Annotated in this window: 15 protein-coding genes; 10 read left to right on the top strand and 5 right to left on the bottom strand. The window is 57.6% G+C overall.

Annotated elements, in window-relative coordinates; all coding sequences use genetic code 11:
• Window positions 1-455 (top strand): translation initiation factor (locus tag VGE80_RS01730; RefSeq protein WP_440591450.1); only part of this gene is annotated, 455 nt, incomplete at its 5' end.
• A gap of 119 nt (window positions 456-574) precedes the next feature.
• Window positions 575-1,906, top strand: coding sequence for an HD domain-containing protein (locus VGE80_RS01735; RefSeq protein ID WP_373652527.1), 1,332 nt, complete (start codon window positions 575-577; stop codon window positions 1,904-1,906).
• Window positions 1,907-1,967: 61 nt separating this feature from the next.
• On the opposite strand, the gene VGE80_RS01740 is transcribed toward VGE80_RS01735, so the two are convergent.
• The gene (locus tag VGE80_RS01740; protein WP_440591451.1) at window positions 1,968-5,564 is read right to left on the bottom strand and encodes an FtsX-like permease family protein; all 3,597 of its coding nucleotides are present in this window, start codon (window positions 5,562-5,564) and stop codon (window positions 1,968-1,970) included.
• Window positions 5,565-5,950: 386 nt separating this feature from the next.
• Between VGE80_RS01740 and VGE80_RS01745 the strand changes: the two genes are divergently transcribed.
• From VGE80_RS01745 to VGE80_RS01760, 4 genes are all read left to right on the top strand, one after another.
• A complete protein-coding gene (locus VGE80_RS01745; RefSeq protein ID WP_440591452.1) occupies window positions 5,951-8,548 on the top strand; it encodes a DEAD/DEAH box helicase in 2,598 nt (865 codons plus the stop codon).
• Window positions 8,549-8,671: 123 nt separating this feature from the next.
• A complete protein-coding gene (locus tag VGE80_RS01750) occupies window positions 8,672-9,151 on the top strand; it encodes a hypothetical protein (RefSeq protein ID WP_373652530.1) in 480 nt (159 codons plus the stop codon).
• A gap of 81 nt (window positions 9,152-9,232) precedes the next feature.
• The gene (nadD, locus tag VGE80_RS01755) at window positions 9,233-9,856 is read left to right on the top strand and encodes a nicotinate-nucleotide adenylyltransferase (protein WP_440591453.1); all 624 of its coding nucleotides are present in this window, start codon (window positions 9,233-9,235) and stop codon (window positions 9,854-9,856) included.
• Window positions 9,853-10,764, top strand: coding sequence for a M48 family metallopeptidase (locus VGE80_RS01760; protein ID WP_440591454.1), 912 nt, complete (start codon window positions 9,853-9,855; stop codon window positions 10,762-10,764). Before nadD ends, VGE80_RS01760 begins: the two co-directional genes overlap by 4 nt.
• Window positions 10,765-10,882: 118 nt before the next feature.
• Here the strand turns inward: VGE80_RS01760 and cysE are convergent, their stop codons facing one another.
• The 4 genes from cysE to VGE80_RS01780 form a co-directional block, all read right to left on the bottom strand.
• On the bottom strand, window positions 10,883-11,797 hold the full coding sequence (cysE, locus tag VGE80_RS01765; RefSeq protein ID WP_440591455.1) for a serine O-acetyltransferase: 915 nt from the start codon (window positions 11,795-11,797) through the stop codon (window positions 10,883-10,885).
• A gap of 71 nt (window positions 11,798-11,868) precedes the next feature.
• Window positions 11,869-12,072, bottom strand: coding sequence for a DUF2292 domain-containing protein (locus VGE80_RS01770; RefSeq protein WP_397569660.1), 204 nt, complete (start codon window positions 12,070-12,072; stop codon window positions 11,869-11,871).
• Between the two features lie 75 nt (window positions 12,073-12,147).
• Complete coding sequence (locus VGE80_RS01775) at window positions 12,148-12,501, bottom strand: BON domain-containing protein (RefSeq protein WP_373652535.1); 354 nt, start codon at window positions 12,499-12,501, stop codon at window positions 12,148-12,150.
• A 759-nt stretch (window positions 12,502-13,260) separates the two neighbouring features.
• Window positions 13,261-13,953: a hypothetical protein gene (locus tag VGE80_RS01780; protein WP_373652536.1), complete on the bottom strand. Its 693-nt coding sequence runs from the start codon at window positions 13,951-13,953 to the stop codon at window positions 13,261-13,263.
• A 178-nt stretch (window positions 13,954-14,131) separates the two neighbouring features.
• On the opposite strand from VGE80_RS01780, the gene VGE80_RS01785 reads away from it, so the two are divergent.
• The 4 genes from VGE80_RS01785 to VGE80_RS01800 all read left to right on the top strand — a co-directional run bounded on the left by VGE80_RS01785 (window position 14,132) and on the right by VGE80_RS01800 (window position 20,323).
• Entirely contained in the window at window positions 14,132-15,667 is a 1,536-nt protein-coding gene (locus tag VGE80_RS01785; RefSeq protein ID WP_440591456.1) for a hypothetical protein, read from the top strand.
• A 394-nt stretch (window positions 15,668-16,061) separates the two neighbouring features.
• Window positions 16,062-16,997, top strand: a complete 936-nt coding sequence (cysK, locus tag VGE80_RS01790; RefSeq protein WP_373652538.1) for a cysteine synthase A — start codon at window positions 16,062-16,064, stop codon at window positions 16,995-16,997.
• Between the two features lie 248 nt (window positions 16,998-17,245).
• Entirely contained in the window at window positions 17,246-18,709 is a 1,464-nt protein-coding gene (locus VGE80_RS01795; protein WP_373652539.1) for a family 2B encapsulin nanocompartment shell protein, read from the top strand.
• Window positions 18,710-18,883: 174 nt separating this feature from the next.
• Window positions 18,884-20,323, top strand: a complete 1,440-nt coding sequence (locus VGE80_RS01800) for a family 2B encapsulin nanocompartment shell protein (RefSeq protein ID WP_373652540.1) — start codon at window positions 18,884-18,886, stop codon at window positions 20,321-20,323.
• Window positions 20,324-20,548: the final 225 nt, after the last annotated feature.

A 20,548-nucleotide genomic window follows, 5' to 3' on the forward strand; every position in this document is an offset into this window, starting at 1 on the left:
ATGGCCGACTTCTGCTTCCAGCGAGTCCTCAGGCATCCGATTTGCGGATAGTAGACTCGCGACAAATCTCGTCCACCCCCATCGTTTTTGGCTGGATTGAATCCATGGGACTTCTCACAGGAACGATTTTCGATCGCCCGCCCCATTGTGAACGCTGTGATCGCCCAGAGACCGAATGCCAGTGTCCACCTGTCGAAGTCGCCCCAGGCTGGACCGATCCCGGCAAGCAGACCGCTCGGCTCTCCACCGAGAAACGCAAGAAGGGAAAACTGGTCACGCTGATCAAAGGACTTCCGGCAAAGGAGAATGATCTGCCAAAGCTGCTAACGCAGTTGAAAAATGCCTGCGGAGCAGGGGGAACCATCGATGGCGACGTCATCGAACTCCAGGGGGACCAGACAGAACGTGCCCTGAAAACGCTGACGCAGATCGGTTATCGCGTCCGGTCGAGCTGAGATCGCCGGCGGATCTTTGGTTCCGTGTTCCCATACCTCTCAAATCGAAATGAGATTCGGTAAAACAACAGTGGACCGACTCCATCATCATGCAATCCTGAAAGGCGCACGTCCTCACGATGTCGCATCCGTATCGCTCGATTCCTGAACTGTTCGATCTCCAAGCGGGTGGCCCACTGGTCCGAATTCCGCATCAACTGGATGTCCCGTTCACTCCGCGAGTCCGTTCGATCGTCGACACAGCCGAGTTTCAGCGATTGCGCCACATCTCTCAGCTCGGGCTGGCGTCCCGCATCTATCCCGGTGCAACCCATAGCCGGTTTGAACATGCACTGGGTGTCTTTCACAATGCACTCAAGTTTTTGTGGCAGCTGGGCAAAGACGAACGATTCGCGGCGGCGGTTTCTCCGCACCAGGCAGAAGTTCTGATCGTCGCCGCTTTGCTGCACGACCTGGGTCACTGGCCTTTCTGCCATCCCATCGAAGATATGGGACTCGTCGACCTTCCCCCTCACGAACAGTTCGCCGCCGAGTTTCTCTCACCGGATCGAGAACTGGGTGCCGTCCTCCGATCGGAATGGGGAATCACAGCCGAAGAGGTGCTGGACGTCCTGGTTGCGAAGACTCAGTCTCCGTCACTCAGCCTGACCCGGTCGATCCTGTCGGGACCGATCGACATCGACAAGATGGACTACCTCGAACGAGACAGCCTTCATTCGGGCGTCCCTTATGGACGAAATTTCGACCGAGCAAGACTCATCCAATCCCTGCTGGTCAACGAGGCCGGGGATGGTCTCGCCATCAGTTCCAAGGGGAAGACCGCTGCGGAATTGATGGTCTTTGCTCGCTATGTGATGTTCAGCGAAGTCTACTGGCACCATGCAGTCCGTTCGTCAACGTGTATGTTTGCCCGTAGTTTCTTTGAACTCCACAAGTCGCTCGACCTGCCGGTCCTGTTCCAGCAGAGTGAGTTCGATGTAATCCGGCAACTTCGTGAAGCCGGTACCGGAACCGACGTCGCTCCCTTGCTGGAAGGGCTGTTTGGCTCCAAACGCCGGCTCTACAAGCGAGTCCTGGAGCTGAGTCTCTATCAGACGCCTGAACTTTACCGCCAAATTGCCGGACGTCCCTACGCGGATCTGCAGCGCATGACGGAACGGTTGTCCGAACGTGTAGCACACGAACTGTCCTGCAACATCGGGCCCGTCGCAGTCCTGATCGACGCACCTCCGATCCACAAGGAAGTCGAATTTAAAGTCGATATTTACTACCCCAAGGAGCGGAAGTATTACCCGCTCAGCCATGTCTCGCCGGTCGTCAATGCGCTCGCCCGCACTCAGTTCGATGACTACGTCAAACGAGTCCGCATCTTTGCGGATCCTTCGCTGTCAAAACAGCTGACCGGGCATCCACAGTTTGTCGAATGGTTGGCCGAAGCGGCGGCAAGCTGACTCGTCATGCGCTGCCCGGCGATCAGCGTGCCCCATGCTCCGCTTTCCTGTTTCTCGATTCCTACTCGCCTCGTAACGTTGCAACGATCGGTAGTCGGATGGCAGAGCGGACAGCGAAGGCTGCCGCCATCATCCCGGTTGCAAACACGATCAGCAGCAGGATTGAGATGGAACCTGCGGGCAGCCCGCCTCCGCGACTCACCAGATTCGGGGCGGTCGCCAACAGTGCGGATCCGGCACCGGCAAGCAGGCCCCACAGCAGAATAAACGCATTCTCCCAGAGCACGAGCATCGCGACACCGCGCTGGCGGAAGCCCACGGCACGCAGCAGCGAGAGTTCTTTCTGCCGCTCCAGCACGTTCCGCAACATGACCGTCGCAAGTCCAAATGTTCCCAGGAACAGGCCTAAGCCTCCGAGTGTCTGAAACGTCGACAGATACGTATTCTGCACAGATAGGAACCGGGCAAGCCGTTCGGCCACGGGTTCCGTATCGAACCCGTATTCCGCCAGTTCGGTTTCGAGGAGCGCCGCAGCCGCTTCCGCCTGTTGGGGTGGGACTTCGATCAGGAAGTATCGAAAGCCTTTCTGCTCGGGATACAGCTTCAGAAAATTCTCCTCCGACATGACCAGGACTCCCTGGAAAATGCTGTCCTGAAACATCCCCTTCACGATCAACTGGTGCCGCGGATGATTTTCATCGGGAACAGCGATGGCGGCTCCCATCCCCTTATGAAGTGAAAACATCAAGGTGTTCAAATCACCGAGGACCGGGATGTTGGGAACGCTCAATCCGTTTCGGGCTGTGGCCCCTGTTTCCTCCGGCTTCGGCGAACTCTCCGCAGACGCGGGCACGGCCGACGGGGTTAATGATTCATTGAGTGCGCTCCAAGACCCCATCGCGAACGCGAAGCGGCCTTCGTCAATCATCGATTGAGGAACTCCCAGAATTGTGGGGACCTTCGTCTGGTAAAGGTTCAGGCAACTCGCATCTTCGCCCGGCTTGACCCGAAACGGGACTACATGCATCGCCGCCAGTGCGCTCGCACCCGGAGAACCTTCCGGTGGATTGAGTTGCAGTTTCTGACGCCCCTCGGGTGTATTGATATCGTAGAGCAGGGGACTGCTCGATTCCGCGACGAGTGTGTATCCCCCGTTACCAGAAGACTTCACCGGCAATTCATTTGTCGGATCTCGACGGAATGCCGCCACGGTGATAATCAGAAACGTGGCAGTTGCGATCATGCCAGCCGTCATCACCGTTCGACTGCGTTGACGGGCGGCATTCCTCAGCCCGAGACGTCCGAGAGCCATGGATCCGGTCCCACGCACGCCGTTGCCTTCGTCACTCTGCAGTCGCGATGACAAGAACGACAACGAGGCGGTCAGCAAGAGGATCCCAATTCCGAAGAAAGCCGCCGGAGCGGGCAAGACCCCCACTGCGGCACAGGCCATCAGCAAGCCCGCCAGTCCCGTGCAGATGATGGCTCGCCTCATCACTCGCTGAGCGCGCTTTCGCTGCGCCACGACGTCAATGTCCTTTTCTGTCACCCCTGCAAGTTGCTCACGAAGGCTCAATGGTTTGAGCTGCCTCAGTGCCCACCAGATTGCCAGGAGTGCAACCCCGATGGCGATCGCAAATCCTGTGAAAAGCGACAGGGGCTGGATTTTGAGGGACAGATATTTTGTTCCAACCGCTTCCACCCACCAGTGCGTCAGTCCGTAGATCATCAGCCTGGCGTACCAGACACCCACCAGCACACCCACCAGCCCCCCGACGAGTGACGTTGCCGATCCTTCGAGCAACATCTGCCTCTGCACCTGTCGGGCCGAGAAGCCGACTGCCCCCAGCAACCCCAGGTCCCGAACCCGCTGCTCGATTCCCAGTCGGAAGAGCAGGCCGATCAAAATCATGGCCGCGATGATCAGAAACAGGCTGAACCCGACGAACAAACCCGAGAAATCCGTCGCCCCACTCGCCGCGGCAAGGCCAATCGCCTTCAGTGGCTGGAAGGCCAAACCGACTTCCACGGGCTCGATTTTCGAAAGCAACTTCTCCGTGAACTGCTCGTGTGTACGCTGGGTGGCGTCCTTCCTTTCCGACTCCGGAACGGATTCGCGAGGTGCTAGACGAAGTGACGTCAGCGATCCGTAGCGACTGGGCCAGAGTGTCTGAGCCGTCTTGAGCGGCATGAAGAGCTTCGGCGTGGCACGGTAGCTGTCCCAGTATTCGTCGTCGCGAGGTGTCACCGCATCGAGATCCATCGGGAAAGGCTGGTCCCAATCCGCCAGCGAAGCGACGTCCGTAATTCCCTTCACGATGGGGGTCAGAGTTCGGTCAATCGCAGCGCCGGTCATGGCCACGATGCCGCGCACGGTCACCGTTCGTTCCAGTTCCGGCAGTTCGCCTCGGGACCCGATGGTGTGGTAGGTGAAATGAATGGTGTCTCCGACTTTGGCCTGAAGATCCGTAGCCAGAAACTCGTTCAGAATGACGTCCCCCTCACCCCACTGAGTCGGTTTCTCGCCGACGAATTCGAAACCGGAGAAGGGTGTGCCATCAAGATCCAGGACATCGAGTCCCGCGACGGCCGAGTACATCGAGTAGCCCGGTCTTTTTCCCGGGACGTAGACACTTGGGTTCCATAACTTGTTGGCGAGGTAGACCATGACGGGCGATGTAGCCAGATTCAGCTCGGCCGCAGCGGTCTCCGCCGCCTCCACCAGTTTGTCCTCCAGAATCATCTGTTCCGAGTCGAGAACAACGCCGCCAAACTGTTCATTGTCGATCACCCGCAGACTTAAGTCCGCAAGAGTCCATGTCTGTTCAAGCGATCGCTGCAATCGCTCCCCGTGCGCACGTGGATCAGATCCCGTCGTTGTCAGGTCCTGGTTGAACAGTGTGTTCACACGCGCGGGCTTGCCTGTCGGATCGCGACGGGAGGGCTTCACCTCTTCCAACCCTAGTCGTTCCTGGAGCACATGCAAATCAACGAAGGCGTTCAGGGGTAATGCCTGAGTCGGAAGAAGTCCCAGTCGGGCTGCCCCGGTCGTCTCGGGTGCGATCGCGCTGACCTTCAGCGTAATCTCCTGAGAGTCGTTGTCCTTCTTCCCGAGCAGAGTGTCACGCGGTACCGCGCTGGGTATCTCGATCCACAGTGTCACCTCGTCACCAATTTTTGCTCCGACCGCTTCCGCCGCTCGAGCGTTCAATACAATTCCGTCCCCTTGCGGTGGATCAAGCCTGTCACCTTCCACGTTGACGAGCGACCACGCTCGATCATCAAACCCGTAAACGTTGACCTGTCCGGCACGGCGTACGGTGTCGTCCCGCTTCGACTGCAGTCCGGCTCGCATGACAATCGCAGGGGCAATCGGCCCGACCGCGTCTGCAGTCTGATCCTTAGCCGATGCGGGACTTTTCGTGAGTTCATCTGCCAGATTCTCACGGACGAATCTCGGACCAGTCAGGGCAAAGTCAATTTTGCCGAGCCGTTCCAGGGTCATTTGTCGGAGGCTCCACCGGACGGAATCGCCGACGATCAGCGCCCCGGTGATCACGGCGGTTCCCGCCACCACACCGAACATGACGGCCAGGTTGGTACGCCAGAAGTGACGTAAGGTTTGAAGGATGAAACGAGTCGAATTCAATTGGGTCAATTCACCGGTTCCATGTTCGTCGGGGAGTTTTCATCTGAGCGAACCCATGCCGCTCGGTCCATCGCAGCCGCCGCTGTTCGTTTTCGTTGAAGATGCACAGTCATCTTCTCATAAGCGGCCAGCACAGGCGAGAGAACCGAACGAATTCGTCACGGTGATGCAACGACGCGTTCCGTCAGCCCGATCCCTGTCTCATCCGTGGTGTTTAAGATCGAGGTAACGAAAGTCGATGAGAGTCAGCAAGTGCAGGGGAGTGATCGCACTGCATTTCCCCAGCGGCAGTCCCTTCCACCATGTGCCATCCCGCTTGCACGACGATTCGTCCGGCTCAGAATTACTGCGTATGGTATGGCACACTTTTGGGCGGAAATGGCTATGATACTGGTATGAATACCCCGCCCCCCGGAACGATTTCTCGCGACGAACTGGCTCTCCGCTATCTCGATTCGCTGCCTTACGTCCCCTATCCCGTTCAGGAAGAAGCCCTGCTGGCCTGGTTTGAGTCCACGCAGGGAGTCATGGTCTGTGCCCCCACGGGAACCGGTAAGACCCTGATCGCTGAAGCCGCCGCCTTCGAGGCGCTCCACACCGGTCAGACGATTTACTACACCACGCCTCTGATCGCGCTGACAGACCAGAAGTTTTCCGAGTTGCAAGACTCGGCCGAACGTTGGGGGTTCCGTCGAGATCAGGTGGGACTTGTGACGGGAAACCGACGAGTTAACCCACAGGCGAACGTGCTGGTCGTCGTCGCAGAAATCCTGTTGAACCGCCTGCTGACTTCGCACTGGGCCGCTCATGAAGAGGCGGCCGCGGAAAAAGTCCGGCAGATCGCTGCGGAACACCTGAAGGCGGAATCGGCCAAGCACCATGCCGGGGGGCTTCATTCCTACAAGGATCTGATCGGGTGGGATGACGAACTGGTTGAAGAACTGGCGGAAGAAGAGGCCAGCCCATCCGGACCCGCGACCCCGTTGGCGCTGGACTTTGACCGCGTCTCGGCCGTTGTCATGGATGAATTCCACAATTTCTCCGATCCCGAACGCGGGATCGTCTGGGAATTCTCGCTGGCATTGCTCCCCAAGCACGTTCGCCTGATGCTGTTGTCGGCAACGATCGGGAATTCTGCCAAGTTCATCTCGTGGTGCAGCCGAACGCACGATCGTCCACTCGAACTGGTGCAGAGCACGGATCGCCGGATTCCGCTGCAGTTTCACTGGATTAGTGATGCGCTGCTGACGGACCACCTGGAGGACATGGCAGCAGGTGATGAAGTCCAGCGAAAGACCCCGGCACTTGTCTTCTGCTTCAACCGGGACGAATGCTGGAATGTGGCGGAGGAATTGAAAGGCAAGTCGATGCTGGCGAGTGGTCAGCAGAAAAAGCTGGTCGCCGCGCTGGAAAAGTACGAATGGAAACAGGGGGTCGGCCCCAAACTGAAGCAACTGCTGATGCGCGGTGTTGGCGTTCATCATGCCGGTCTGCTGCCAAAATATAAAAAGATCGTCGAAGACCTCTTCCAGCAGAAACTGCTTACGATCTGTGTCTGTACGGAAACGCTGGCAGCGGGAATCAATCTTCCTGCCCGCTCGGTCGTCCTCCCCTCATTGATGAAGGGGAAGCCCGGTGATCTGAAGTTGATCGATGCAAGTTCCGCACATCAGATTTTTGGTCGTGCAGGACGCCCTCAGTACGACACGGAAGGTCACGTCTTCGCTCTGGCGCATGAAGACGACGTCCGCATTCTTCGGTGGCGCGAACAATATGATTCGATCCCCGAAGACACCAAAGATTTCGGGCTGCTCAAGGCCAAAAAAGCACTCAAAAAGAAGATGCCGACGCGGAACCCCAACCGGCAGTACTGGAACGAACAGCAATTCGAGAAGCTCCGTTTCGCGACGCCCGGCGATCTCGTCAGTCGGGGTCCGCTCCCCTGGCGCCTGCTGGCTTACATGCTTCAACTCTCACCCGAAGTCGATCGTCTGCGACGTCTGGTCCAGAAGCGATTGATGGAGCCGAAGCAACTGGAAGCGGCCGAAAAACATCTGGAACGCATGCTGATCTCGCTGCACGCAGGTGATTTCGTCAAGCTCACCCCGGAACCTCCCGCACCTCCCAGCCCGACTCAACCGACGCCCCCCAACGCGGCGGCCGCTGCGGCGCCCCCGGCAGAAGAAGAAACCCGCAAGTCGACGTGGCTGTCGAAGCACTTGCAGAAGTCGGTGGACGCCAAACACGAAGCCAAAACGGGTAAGAAAATCGACCGGGCCGTGGAAGAACGGGAAAAGAACCGCTACCGACCGCAACTCGCGGAGCCGACCGAACGCCTGGAACAACTTTTCGCATTTCGCAGCCTGAATCCGGTCTATGGGATGTTTCTGCTGGAACATCTCGGACTGGCTGACTGGACTGAGCGAATGCTGATATTTGAAAGCGTCCTGGAACTTCCCCGCGCGCTGATCCGCCATGTTCGCGTTCCGCCTCCGTTCCGACTGCCCCCGGGTCCGCTCGCCCTGGAACGACTGGATATGGAGATCGTTCAAAGAGGGCTGCTCCCCGCTTCGGACCTTTATCCCGAGTTTGATCCGGATATCCCCCCGGAAGAACGAAAGTATGCACCGACGCTCGCCGACAAACTGCGCATGCTGTTCGACTCGGAATATCCCGACGTCACCGATGTCAGTGTTCAGCCAGTCATGGTCGCAACTGAGTTATTGCTGAACTGGAACGGTAATTTCTTCAACTTTGTCTCCAGCCGCGATCTCGGCCGGCAGGAAGGGTTAATCTTCCGCCATTTGCTCAGAATGGTCCTGTTGCTGGACGAATTCCGGCAGGTGACGCCCGTAGGAGTCGACCCTGTGGAATGGCAGAACGAACTTGCTGAAACGGCCGAGCGATTGACCGCCTGTTGCCGCTCCGTTGATCCGACCTGGACCGATTCGATGCTCGCCCAGCAGGACAATGCCGATTTCATCGAGCGTTAGACTCTGCTTGCGAATTGAGGCTGGCAAAACAGGAAAACCCGTTATCATGATCTCGTAGTGATGCAGTGATCCGGCGGCATCCGCCCCTTCGATCCCGATTCTCCTGTGACAGGAATGGCAGACATGACGAATAGTAACGACCTCCCCAACTCCACGGATTCGCCATCAATTCCCACCTCCGCCAAGTGCAACCAATGCTGCCCGGGGGTGATGAAGGCAGTGCTGTATACTCCGGTCATTCTGTTCGCCGGGGCACTCGGGGCGGTCGCGATGTTCCCGGATCTGGCAGACTATGGATATCCGCTGATCGGAAAGCCCTCCCAGACGGGATTCACCGGTGAATCCGCCTGCTGTGCCGGTGACTCATACACCTGCCCGGTTCCTGCCGCAGGCTGTTCGTCACAAGGGATCTCGCTGGAACTCATCAGCGCTCCCGACGGAGCCTGCTGTCCCACTGGTCGTTCCTTTGCTTTCCCCGCCCGCCCCCAAGCCAGCATCGAAACGGCGACATCCGAAACCGCCGCAACGGCCACCGAAGAATCGGCCCCCGCTGATGCGGACACTCCATTGAATTCGACTGATGAGACCTCGCTTTCGAACTGATGCAGTGTTGTCGCACTCGTACCGCGGACGAACCCGTCCGCGGTCCCTCGTCGTATTCGTAGATTCACAGGTGGATGCCCGATGCGGCTGGGGATTTATGGTGGGACGTTTGATCCCATTCACTACGCACATCTCGTGCTGGCAGAACAATGCCGCGAGCAGTGCCGATTGGACGAAGTCTGGTTTGTGCCCGCGGCGTTACCACCCCACAAGCTGACCAGTAACATCTCGTCCGCCCGGGCCCGCTTTGACATGATCGAGCTGGCCATCGCAGGGCACCCTGAGTTCCGCATCAGCCGGATCGAACTGGACCGCGTCGGTCCCTCGTTCACCGTCACCACGCTGGAACAAGTGAAGTCTCAGGACGCATCGCGCGATCTGTTCCTGCTGATCGGGGCCGATTCACTGAATGACCTCCCACAGTGGCGCGAACCGCGTCGCATCCTCGAACTGGCGACCGTTGTCGCCGTAAATCGCGGGGATCGACCGCTGCCGGGGACCCAGGCACTTCGGCAGGCAGTCGGCCCCATCGTCGATGAACGGGTCACCTTCGTTTCGATGCCCGGATCTGATCTCTCTTCGACCGAAATCCGCAAACGGGTTCGGGAAGGGCGGAGCATCCGATATCTGGTGCCCCGCGCCGTCGAAATGTATATCCGTGAAAATCACCTGTATGAAGACAGTGAAAAGGACGCATCAGCATGAGTTTCGGAGGCCCCCGTTACCCCCGGCGATCTGCACGAGGCAACGACCTGCAGATTGGCCTTCTGGTCCGCATGATCCCGATTATTTTCGGCGTCTGCGCTGTGGGTTTCACCATGGTCCGGGGTTGCCAGCAGGGTCCCTTCGGTCGTGTCCAGGTGGTGGCGATGAATCCCGCTCAGGAAGCGAAACTGGGTCTCCAGGCTTTCCGCGAAGTCCTCAGTGACGCCCAGGTCGTCAGACAGGGGCCTGCAGCCAGTAAAGTTCGCGAGATCGCCGAACGCCTGATCGAAGCGACCAGCAATGAGTCCTTCCAGAAACTGGTGGGCACGCCGATCCCGGATTTCGATTGGCAACTTGAAGTGGTCCATGATCGTCAGGTCAACGCCTTTTGCCTGCCGGGGGGTAAGATCGTGGTCTACACGGCCATTCTGCCCGTTGCCGAAACGGATGCGGGGCTCGCAACGGTCGTCGGCCATGAAATTGCCCATGCGCTGGCTCATCATGGCGCCGAGCGAATGGCCCAGCAGCAAATGGTTCAGATTGGCCTGGTCTCGGCGAGTGCCTCGATGGGAGACATGGATGCTTCCCGGCGGCAACAGCTTCTTTCCGTACTTAATGCCGGAGCCAAGTTCGGCATCCTCAGCTACAGCCGAAAACATGAATCGGAAGCAGATCACATGGGTCTGCTGCTGATGGCCGCAGCGGGCTATGATCCGAAGGAATCGATTCGATTCTGGGAACGGATGACGGCTACAACCGGGGGAGGGCAGGCACCGCCGGAATTCATGTCGACTCACCCCAACCATCAGACACGAATTCGAGACCTGACCCGCTGGATGCCCGAGGCCGAGGCGCTGTATCAACGCAGCCCGCTGAAATCACGGACCGAAGTTCTTCCCGACCACTGAATCGGTCGCAGACGGGTTCCTGTTGAAGATACAGACAGGAACGCTGCGTACGCCGCAGGACGCCTAAGCGGTCCGCACGCCTCAACGCAGGGGCGCTCGACCGAAAACCTGGCGCGATTCAGATTCCGCTGCCATCCTCGAAGTGATGTGGAAACTGCTGGTCCATATCGAGAGCTGGCATCTTGGGACTGTTTCTCGCAACGATTCGGGCGGGAACGCCGGCTGCCGTGCAGTGCGGGGGAACCGAATCGAGGACGACGCTTCCCGCCCCGATCTTGGCTCCTGCGCCAATCTCGACGTTCCCCAGGATCTTGGCTCCCGCCCCGATCAGTACCCCCTGACGAACTTTCGGGTGCCGGTCGCCCGACTGCTTCCCCGTTCCCCCCAGCGTCACTTCGTGCAGTATCGAGACATTGTCTTCGATCACCGACGTTTCCCCCACCACGATCCCCGTCGCATGGTCCATGAGAATGCCCGAACCGATGCGGGCGGCCGGATGGATGTCGACAGCGAAGACCTCGGAGATGCGGCTCTGCAGGAAGGCCGCCAGAAATTGCCCGTCATGATTCCAGTGCCAGTTCGCAACCCGATATGCCTGTAGCGCTTGAAACCCTTTGAAGAACACAAAAGGAGCCAGGTACCCCTTGGCAACAGGGTCCCGATCCACAATCGCCTGGAGATCGTTACGGATCGCAAGTCGAATGGCGGCACTGGATTGATACGCCACCATCAGCAGTGATTGGATGCGATCCTTGCCGACAGATTCGGTCGCCAGCTTTGCACACAGAATGCTCGAGAGAGCCTGTTCGAGATGAGTAGACTGAAGGACGGTCTCGTTTAGAAACGCGCACAAGCAGGAACCACGCCGCTCTTCGTCGCGCGCCTCGCGACAGATGGAATCCCAGACTGCATCTGCAGAGTGATAAGATGGAAGGGGACCCTCGTCACTGGAATCAACACTGTTTCGATCTGGTACCCGCAAAGAATGACCATCCGCCATTTCGACCGGCGGCTGAACTGTATTCAACGGCATCTGAATCAGGCCTTTCCATCGCGAGCATTCAAATCGGTGGTTCGAATGACTGCAGCTTCCGCTGCAGTCATCTAGTCATTCTGATTTGACTTGAATTGCCGCTTTCTGGCAACTCGTTCGATCTGAACAACGCTGCCATTTCTTACCGTAATGGTAATTTCGCCGAATTGAAGCCCCCGCAGCGCGTGCCGGATATTTTCAGCGACGTTCTCGGGAATCTCATACGTGGACGACAATGGCTGATCGTTAAGGACAAGAGTGGAAGCTGCAGACATCCCGATTCTCCCAAATGGACAGAGGATCTTTTAGTGCGAAAAAACAATTCAAGCGGTCAAACAAGGGGTGACTGTTCACTCATGCGGCAGGTCGAATCTCCTGCAAAAGCCCTCGTCCCCCACCGCGGGAGGTGCTTCCGCCTGCATGTGATACTGCGAATCCAGGCCGTCACGCACTGAATGACCGGCTGAATGGATCCGGATTGACTCCACCACCGTCGATACGCCATCCACCTTTTCTGCGATGCCGATCGCCAGCAGTTTGTCGAAGTACGTGGCAACCTGACCCGACAGTTCGACGATCCCGCAGAACGCCACAGCGTTGACACGTCGAAAGCGAGCGTCGTCGTAGCTCATCAAAGTTTTCGTAACACGGGTTCCGGTCTCAAAATTTGTGACCGACTGATAGAGATGATTTGCTGCAACCATGAATTCACCTGGACTGAACCGCGAGAGCCTGGGACTACTTTCCGTCCAACAGGACGCGGCTAAAGAAAAGAAGTTCGCGGCTCTTCAAGCCGTCGAAGAATCATGAAGAAGGGGATTCGCCGTCCGGTCGACAACAGCGGATCGTCTTCCACGCAGCGCGATTGATGGAATGGCGGCTTTGTAAGGTGAATTGACTCACGCACGAAAGCCGCATCCCCGCGACAGGGGCTGCGAACTTCTCTGTCTGAATTCGTTTCTCCGCAAGCAATGGTGTCATTGGAATCCATCCAGGATCTTGAGCGGCCCCTTGACGGGGCCCCTGCCAGAACAACGGAGTTTGCCGGTCACAGTGAAAGATCACTATCTATCACCAATTTAGTGTTAGTTTATTATCGACATTCAAGCTCGGAATGTCAAGTCAGCTTGTTGCTAAATTGCGATCCGCTGAAGGAAAGCTGGACTGAGCGAATGTCCGCGCTCGTAAAGAAATTGCACGACATTACGCCGAAGGAGCGGGGTGAGAGCCGCTGCGGGCCTGTCCCGGCCGCCATTCCGCAGAGCAAAAAGTGAACACAAGTTCACAACTCAGCAAAATTCAATCTCGACCTGACAGGTAATAGTGTGGAAAGAATTGTTGTCGGAGATCCCGGCCAGTGCACGATGCTTCCAAGGCCCCAAATCATTCGCCTAGGGGATTTGACCAGAGATTCGCCGAAGTCAAACGGCGCGGTCCACCCCTAGATTCATTCCGATTCAAACTCACGTCTTTTCAATACGCACTTCGTCCAGCACCACATAACCTTCTGGCAGGCGACTGCGCCACACGGGATAGTCCTTCTCGGGACGCAGCAGATGAGGGTCCCCCTCCAGTGGTCCCATCGGAGCTATGTCCAGGGGATACAGCACGAGCAGGATATCCGCGTTGACATCCCCCAGCACCGTCTGCAAAGGGGTTCGGCCATAGAAGTCACTGCGATCATGGCGACTTCCCAGGCACGTCCATTGAGATTCGTCGGGCACTGCCGTGATTCGCTGCTCTGACCACTCCTCCGTCACCTTGATCGGCTGCCCGGTCAGAATCCAACCGGTGCAGATGCCGTTATGGATTCCCTGAATCAACAGGTAAAGCTGAGTGTCGAGTGCGCGCAGTTCTCCCTTCAAACGAAACGTCAGCTCAGCATTTGTGAAGTCGGTTCCGAACCCACTTTTGGTAAACTGATTCTCGCCACTCACCTCGCGCTGATACTCGCCGGGATGACCACTCGTCAGCAGCATAAAAAGCAAATGCATGTAACCCGCGCCGGGCGGAGCGTGGTTGTAATCAATCCACCAGGGACTGCGTGAAATGACCGTGCTTTGCCCCCGTTCAAGCGCCTTGGGTCCTCGAGCGTTATCGACCCAGCCAAACCACCCACCCGGCCCATGCTCGAACGATTCCACGTAGCTCTTCATGATCTGTGGTTCCCTGGTCATGTCTATCAGAAGGGGATTTGAGACAGGCTCGTTGGCAGTCGATTCGAAACCGTTTAGACTGCTCGATCATCTCGATAACGCGCAGTACGACATGGGCAGGTTATACCAACCGCTCCCGCTGACAGACACCGAACTCATTCCGGGGATCGTGTAAAACATGAAGCAAACCAGGCCGTCATCCCGCCGTTTTCCTGTTGCGCAGTCGATCCTTTTCCTAGCGGCGTGTTGCGGGCCCGTCGATCTGCGTTTATCGCAATCGGCGACAGCCGCTGATCCAATCGCTCTGGGAACACGACGTGAACTTTTTGTCGATCGCTTCCTGATCGAGCGACTGTCGAACGCGCACCTACAGCTTCACGCGCCGCACGATGAAGGACCTGTGCTTCATTTCGACGCCCGCTGGGAAGGACCTCACGCTGGCTACACAACGATCATTCAGGATCACGCCAAGTTCCGTATGTACTACCGCGGCATCTCGGAACCGGGTCTGGACGGCAGTGAGCACGAACGAACGTGTGTCGCCGAATCCCCTGATGGAATCACCTGGACAAAACCCAAACTGGGCCTGTTCGAATACGCGGGGACGACTGCCAACAATATCGTGCTGGCCAACGTCGCGCCGGTCACACATAACTTCTGTCCCATGCTCGATACACGCCCGGGCGTCCCCCCCGAAGAACGTTACAAGGGGGTGGGAGGAACCGGCAAAGAACTGTTCGCCTACAGTTCGGCCGACGGTTTGAAATGGGTCAAAATCCAGGATGAGCCCATCCTGTCCGGCAAACAGATGCCGTTCCGATTCGACCATCTGTTCGATTCGCAAAACCTCGTCTTCTGGTCCGAGACAGAAAACTGCTATGTCTGTTACTTTCGGGTCTGGGATGGAGTCCGCCGCATCGCCCGTTCTACGAGCGACGATTTTCGGAACTGGTCGGCAGCCGTCATGATGAAACAGGTTCACGACGATGGGAACTCGATCACCGCCGCCCCGGTTGAGCATCTCTACACCAATCAGACGTCCCCCTATCCACGTGCCCCGCATCTCTACCTGGCAATCGCTGCCCGATTCTTCGAAGGCCGACAGGTACTGAATGAGCAGCAGGCAGCCGCCATCAAGGTCTCGCCGACTTATTTCAACGACACGTCGGACGCTGTCTTCATGTCGTCACGCGGAGGCAACACCTATGACCGGACCTTTCTGGAAGGATTTTTACGCCCCGGCATCGGCCCCCAGAACTGGGTCTCACGAACCAACTATCCTGCGCTGAATCTGGCGCAAACGGGACCGGCAGAACTCTCTTTGTACGTGAATCAGGACTATGCCCAACCGACGTCCCATGTCCGTCGCTACACCCTGCGACTTGATGGCTTCACCTCCCTCCGAGCAGGCGTCAAACAAGGCGAACTGCTGACGAAACCATTGACGTTTTCTGGCGACGAACTCGAAATCAACTTCTCCACATCCGCCGCAGGGGGCCTGCACTTCGAGCTGCAGAACCTGGACGGAACGCCCCTCCCGGGCTTCAGTCTTGAGGAATGCCAGGAGCAGATTGGTAATGAACTTGACCGCGTCGTGACCTGGAAATCCGGCACGTCGCTCAAAAGCATCGCAGGCAAGCCAGTCCGCATGCGAGTCGTAATGAAAGATGCCGACCTCTTTTCCTTCCGCTTCCGCGACTCGCGCCAGCCGTGAGTGCAGATTACCTCACATCCCGGGTGCCAGGCCGAAGTCTTAACACCGCCCGATCGTGTTGAAAGCCGGCCGACGTGTGAGAGATTCGGCAATCGAAAATCCCCTGGAGTTTCGCCGCCCCGCGCGAGACCCAGGGGTCATCACCCGACTTGACGGGCCACTCGGCGCAAGGCGCCTCCACCGACACTCCAAAAGTCGCACTATCACAGTCGATTTTTCCTTCTTCGAGGCCTCAACTGCGGCATCGATCTCTCATTAATTGCGAAACACCATTGCTTGACAGGGTGAAACTCGCCCATTAATATCCCACTCGCACGGTGATATTTCACGTATCGGGTGAGGTGCGATTTTTTCACGACTGGGACATTCCCCATTTGCAAGCAGGGCCGCAAGCATGCCGTTGTTTAAAGACAACTCAGAATCCATCGGTCGTACTCCGCTGATCCGGATCAACCGATTGACGGAAGGACTCGACGTCACGATTCTCGCCAAGATCGAGGGACGGAACCCCGCCTACAGCGTCAAGTGCCGGATCGGTGCTGCGATGATCTGGGAGGCCGAAGCAAGCGGCAAATTGAAGCCGGGCATGCATGTGGTCGAACCGACCAGCGGCAATACGGGAATCGCACTCGCCTTTGTCTGTGCCGCTCGCGGATATCAGCTCACGTTGACGATGCCGGAGACGATGTCGATCGAACGGCGGGCCATGCTGCGCAGCTTCGGGGCGAATCTGCTTTTGACCCCCGGTGCCGACGGTATGAAGGGGGCCATCGCCAAGGCCGAGGAACTGGCGACCCAGCCGGGCTGGTATATGCCGCAGCAATTTAAGAATCCCGCCAATCCCGAGATCCATTTCAAAACCACGGGGCCGGAGATCTACGACGACACTAATGGGAAGATCGACTACTTTGTCGCCGGTGTCGGCACGGGGGGAACGATCAGTGGTGTATCCCGCTTTCTGAAGCAACAGAAGCAACTGCCGGTTCAATCAATCGCTGTGGAACCACTGGCCAGTCCTGTCCTCTCGGGGGGCTCGCCCGGTCGACACAAGATCCAGGGGATCGGCGCAGGATTCGTCCCTGACAACTTCGACCGCAGTGTCGTTGACGAGGTGATCCAGGTCACCGATGACGAAGCGATTGAAACCGCCAAGTTGCTGATGAAACGGGAAGGAATCTCGTGCGGCATCAGTTGCGGAGCCGCTATGGCCGCCGCATTGAAGGTCGCAAGACGGCCCGAAGCGGCAGGGAAAACAATCGTGACGATCCTGCCCGACAGCGGTGAACGCTACCTCTCAACCCCGCTCTTCGACAAAGACCTGCCGGGCTAAGCGTCCGCGCCTTACCACGTACAAGGGACCCAGTTCGAGTCGGGGAACACGCGGGCCGTCCGTCCCGTTTACGCTCAAGTTCGCTTGCTGTACAAATGATTTTGCATCCAGCAGCGATTTGAGAACCCCGGCTCAGGATCAATTCAACTTCAACTCTCTGAACTCAAACGCAACGACGCTGACAGATCCGTAAATCGAACATCGCTAAACGGGACTTGGTCAGTATCGCCATTTCGGGAAGGGTTTCCGTGTCCGACAATCTTCTGCAGCGTAGCGTCACGACAGCTGTTGCCAGAAATCTGACAACCACGACCAAGACATCACCCAAGATGATGTCGATCACACCCCGGTGGCTGCTGAGGCTGCTTCCCTGGGTGCAGGTGAACGGCGGGACGTACCGCGTAAACCGGACAAAGGTCGAACTGTCGAAGGCCGAACGAATCGACGTCGATTTTGTCGATGGCGCCGCAACATTCTCTCCTGACGACCTGCGCAAGGTCCCGTTCTTTTCGCATCTGCCCGGCGATATCACGAACCGCATGGCGGGCCGCTTCAAAACGGAAGTCGTGTCGCTCGGTAATGAACTGGTCGTCGAAGGGAAGGACGGCAACAAGTTCTTCATCATCGCGGAAGGGCAGGTCGAGGTCCTCAGCAAAGGAGCACACGGCAGTAATCTGCGGATCGCCCTGCTGACAGAAGGCGAGTTCTTCGGTGACGCCGATCTCGTCTCTGAAAAACAGTCCGACGTCACGATTCGAACACTGACTCCCTGCGTTCTCGTCACGTTCTCACGCAAGGATCTGGATGCCGTTCTGAACGAGTTGCCCAGCGTCAAAGCGGAATTCCAGAAAGCGATCGACAAGCATCTCGTCCTTCGTTCCGCGACGAATCGTTACGGCGAGCGAAACATTGATCTCGTTTCCGGATTCGCAGAGAACGTCGAAATTCCAGAGACGTTCGTCGATTATTCGGCCACCCCCCGGGAGTATTCGCTGGCGGCCATCCAGACGATTGTCCGTGTCCACACCCGCGTTTCTGACTTGTACAATGGTCCCTATGACCAGCTGGAAGAGCAGATGCGGCTGACGATCGAAGGGATTAAAGAACGTCAGGAATGGGACCTCATCAACAGCAAGAAATTTGGCCTGTTGCACTCGGTCGATCCCGCCATGCGCATCAGTACCCGGTACGGGGCTCCTACGCCCGACGACCTGGATGAGCTGCTGGCACAGGTCTGGAAGAAGCCAGCATTCTTCCTGGCACATCCGCGCGCTATCGCGGCCTTCGAACGCGAGTGCACGTGGCGAGGTGTTCCACCCGCAACCATGATGCTGTTTGGAACTCCCGTCATCACGTGGCGCGGCGTCCCTCTGGTTCCCTGCGACAAGCTCGAGATTGGCAAGAGCCGACGCTACCAGACCGATCAACGGTTCGGCACCACCAGTATTCTCCTCCTGCGAGTGGGCGAAGCCGATCAGGGGGTCGTCGGACTGCATCAGACCGGAATTCCGGGCGAGATCATGCCGGGCCTCTCTGCCCGGTTAATGGCCACCGACAGCATGGGAGTCGCGTCCTATCTGCTTTCGCTTTACTCATCCTGTGCCGTCCTGACCGACGACGCCGTCGGCGTCCTCGAAAACGTCGAAGTCGCCTACTACCACGATTATGACCACCGCAGCCCGTCCGGCTTCGAGCACGGCCTGGGGATCTAAGTCCGTCCGCACCGGTCACGCCTCTTTCGAGAGTCAGTCTCGAAAGGTCTTTTCCAACTTTGCTGAGGGTAGGGCGAGGGAATCCGAAACAGCGGCCTGCCCGTAAATCCCAATCCGACTGACCTCAGACAGATTTCAATTTCATAGCAGAGACGAACAAAGGAGTTTTGGAGTATGTCGGATAACCTACTGCAGCGCAGCGTGACCACGTCGGTTGCCCGGAACCTGGCAACGACCACGAAGACATCACCCAAGATGATGTCGATCACGCCCCGGTGGATGCTCAGCCTTCTTCCGTGGGTGCAGGTCAACGGCGGTACCTTCCGCGTGAACCGAACCAAGGTCGAGCTTTCCAAGGCCGAACGGATCGGTGTCGAACTGAACGGCGACATCGCCTCGTTTCCTCCTGAAGCACTTCGTAGCGTACCGCTGTTTTCCCGGCTGCCTGATGCAATCATCGCCCGTATGTCGAGTCGATTCAAAACCGAAACTGTCTCACTGGGAAACAAGCTGCTGGTCGAAGGGGAAGATCGCAGCAAGTTTTTCATCATCGCTCAGGGTCAGGTCGAAGTTCTCAGCAAGGGTGTCCACGGCAGCAATCTGCGAATCGCACTGCTGAACGAAGGGGAATTTTTCGGCGAGACCGATCTGGTCTCTGAAAAGCGGTCCGACGTGACCGTGCGGACAATTACCCCCTGCGTGTTGCTGACGTTCTCTCGCAAGGATCTGGACGCAGTTCTGCAGGAACTTCCCAATCTGAATGAAGACTTTCGTAAAGCGATCAAGGAACACCTGGAACTTCGCTCCACTGTCAATCGGTATGGCGAACGAAACATCGATCTGGTGTCCGGGTTTGCCGAAAACATGGAAATCCCCGAGACCTTCGTCGACTATTCGGCCAATCCGCGCGAGTACTCACTCTCGGCCGTGCAGACCATCGTCCGCGTTCATACCCGCGTCTCCGATCTCTACAACGGGCCGTTTGATCAACTTGCCGAACAGATGCGGCTAACGATCGAAGGAATTAAAGAACGGCAGGAATGGGAACTGATCAACAGCACCAAGTTCGGCCTGATCCACTCGGTCGATCCCGCCATGCGAATCAGCACTCGCTACGGTGCACCGACTCCCGACGATCTGGACGAACTGCTGGCGCTCGTCTGGAAAAAGCCCGCCTTCTTCCTGGCTCACCCGAAAGCGATCGCGGCATTTGAACGGGAATGTACCTGGCGCGGTGTCCCACCCGTCACAACACAGTTGTTCGGGACCCCGGTGATTACCTGGCGCGGCGTCCCTCTGGTTCCCTGCGACAAGCTGGAAATGAAGAGTCGCTATCAGTCAAACCAGTGGTTCGGCACGACCAGTATCCTGCTGTTGCGGGTCGGTGAAGCGGATCAGGGTGTGGTGGGTCTGCACCAGGCGGGAATTCCCGGAGAAATCATGCCGAGCCTTTCGGCGCGTCTGATGGGGACCGACAGCCTCGGCGTCGCCTCATACCTGCTGACTCTTTACTTCTCTCTAGCGGTCCTGACCGACGATGCTGTCGGTGTGCTCGAGAACGTCGAAGTGGGTTATTACCACGATTACGACAATCGCAAACCTAAGTTGAAGTAAGTTGGAAACAGGTCAGATGCACTGTTTCGGAAACATCGAGCCAAAGGCACAGACATGAACGAAGTCACCCCCGATCTGATTGCCCAGATCGCGACGCAATTATTCAACGGCGTTCCGCAGCCTGACGGAATTCCGAGTTCAGCACCGTACGGACCTTCCTTCCCGACCGGAACGCCGCCATACGGGTCCGTCCCGCACGAGTCTGTGCCGTACTCGTCCTTTCCT

Origin of the sequence: Schlesneria sp., assembly GCF_036405755.1 — a bacterium.
GTDB classification, from domain to species: domain Bacteria; phylum Planctomycetota; class Planctomycetia; order Planctomycetales; family Planctomycetaceae; genus Schlesneria; species Schlesneria sphaerica.

Excerpts from the sequence above, each read along its gene's own strand:
- VGE80_RS01735 (WP_373652527.1), top strand. The coding sequence starts at position 575 with ATGTCGCATCCGTATCGCTCGATTCCTGAACTGTTCGATCTCCAAGCG.
- VGE80_RS01745 (WP_440591452.1), top strand. The coding sequence starts at position 5,951 with ATGAATACCCCGCCCCCCGGAACGATTTCTCGCGACGAACTGGCTCTC.
- VGE80_RS01750 (WP_373652530.1), top strand. The coding sequence starts at position 8,672 with ATGACGAATAGTAACGACCTCCCCAACTCCACGGATTCGCCATCAATT.
- nadD (WP_440591453.1), top strand. The coding sequence starts at position 9,233 with ATGCGGCTGGGGATTTATGGTGGGACGTTTGATCCCATTCACTACGCA.
- VGE80_RS01760 (WP_440591454.1), top strand. The coding sequence starts at position 9,853 with ATGAGTTTCGGAGGCCCCCGTTACCCCCGGCGATCTGCACGAGGCAAC.
- cysE (WP_440591455.1), bottom strand. The coding sequence starts at position 11,797 with ATGCCGTTGAATACAGTTCAGCCGCCGGTCGAAATGGCGGATGGTCAT.
- VGE80_RS01770 (WP_397569660.1), bottom strand. The coding sequence starts at position 12,072 with ATGTCTGCAGCTTCCACTCTTGTCCTTAACGATCAGCCATTGTCGTCC.
- VGE80_RS01775 (WP_373652535.1), bottom strand. The coding sequence starts at position 12,501 with ATGGTTGCAGCAAATCATCTCTATCAGTCGGTCACAAATTTTGAGACC.
- VGE80_RS01780 (WP_373652536.1), bottom strand. The coding sequence starts at position 13,953 with ATGAAGAGCTACGTGGAATCGTTCGAGCATGGGCCGGGTGGGTGGTTT.
- VGE80_RS01785 (WP_440591456.1), top strand. The coding sequence starts at position 14,132 with ATGAAGCAAACCAGGCCGTCATCCCGCCGTTTTCCTGTTGCGCAGTCG.
- cysK (WP_373652538.1), top strand. The coding sequence starts at position 16,062 with ATGCCGTTGTTTAAAGACAACTCAGAATCCATCGGTCGTACTCCGCTG.
- VGE80_RS01800 (WP_373652540.1), top strand. The coding sequence starts at position 18,884 with ATGTCGGATAACCTACTGCAGCGCAGCGTGACCACGTCGGTTGCCCGG.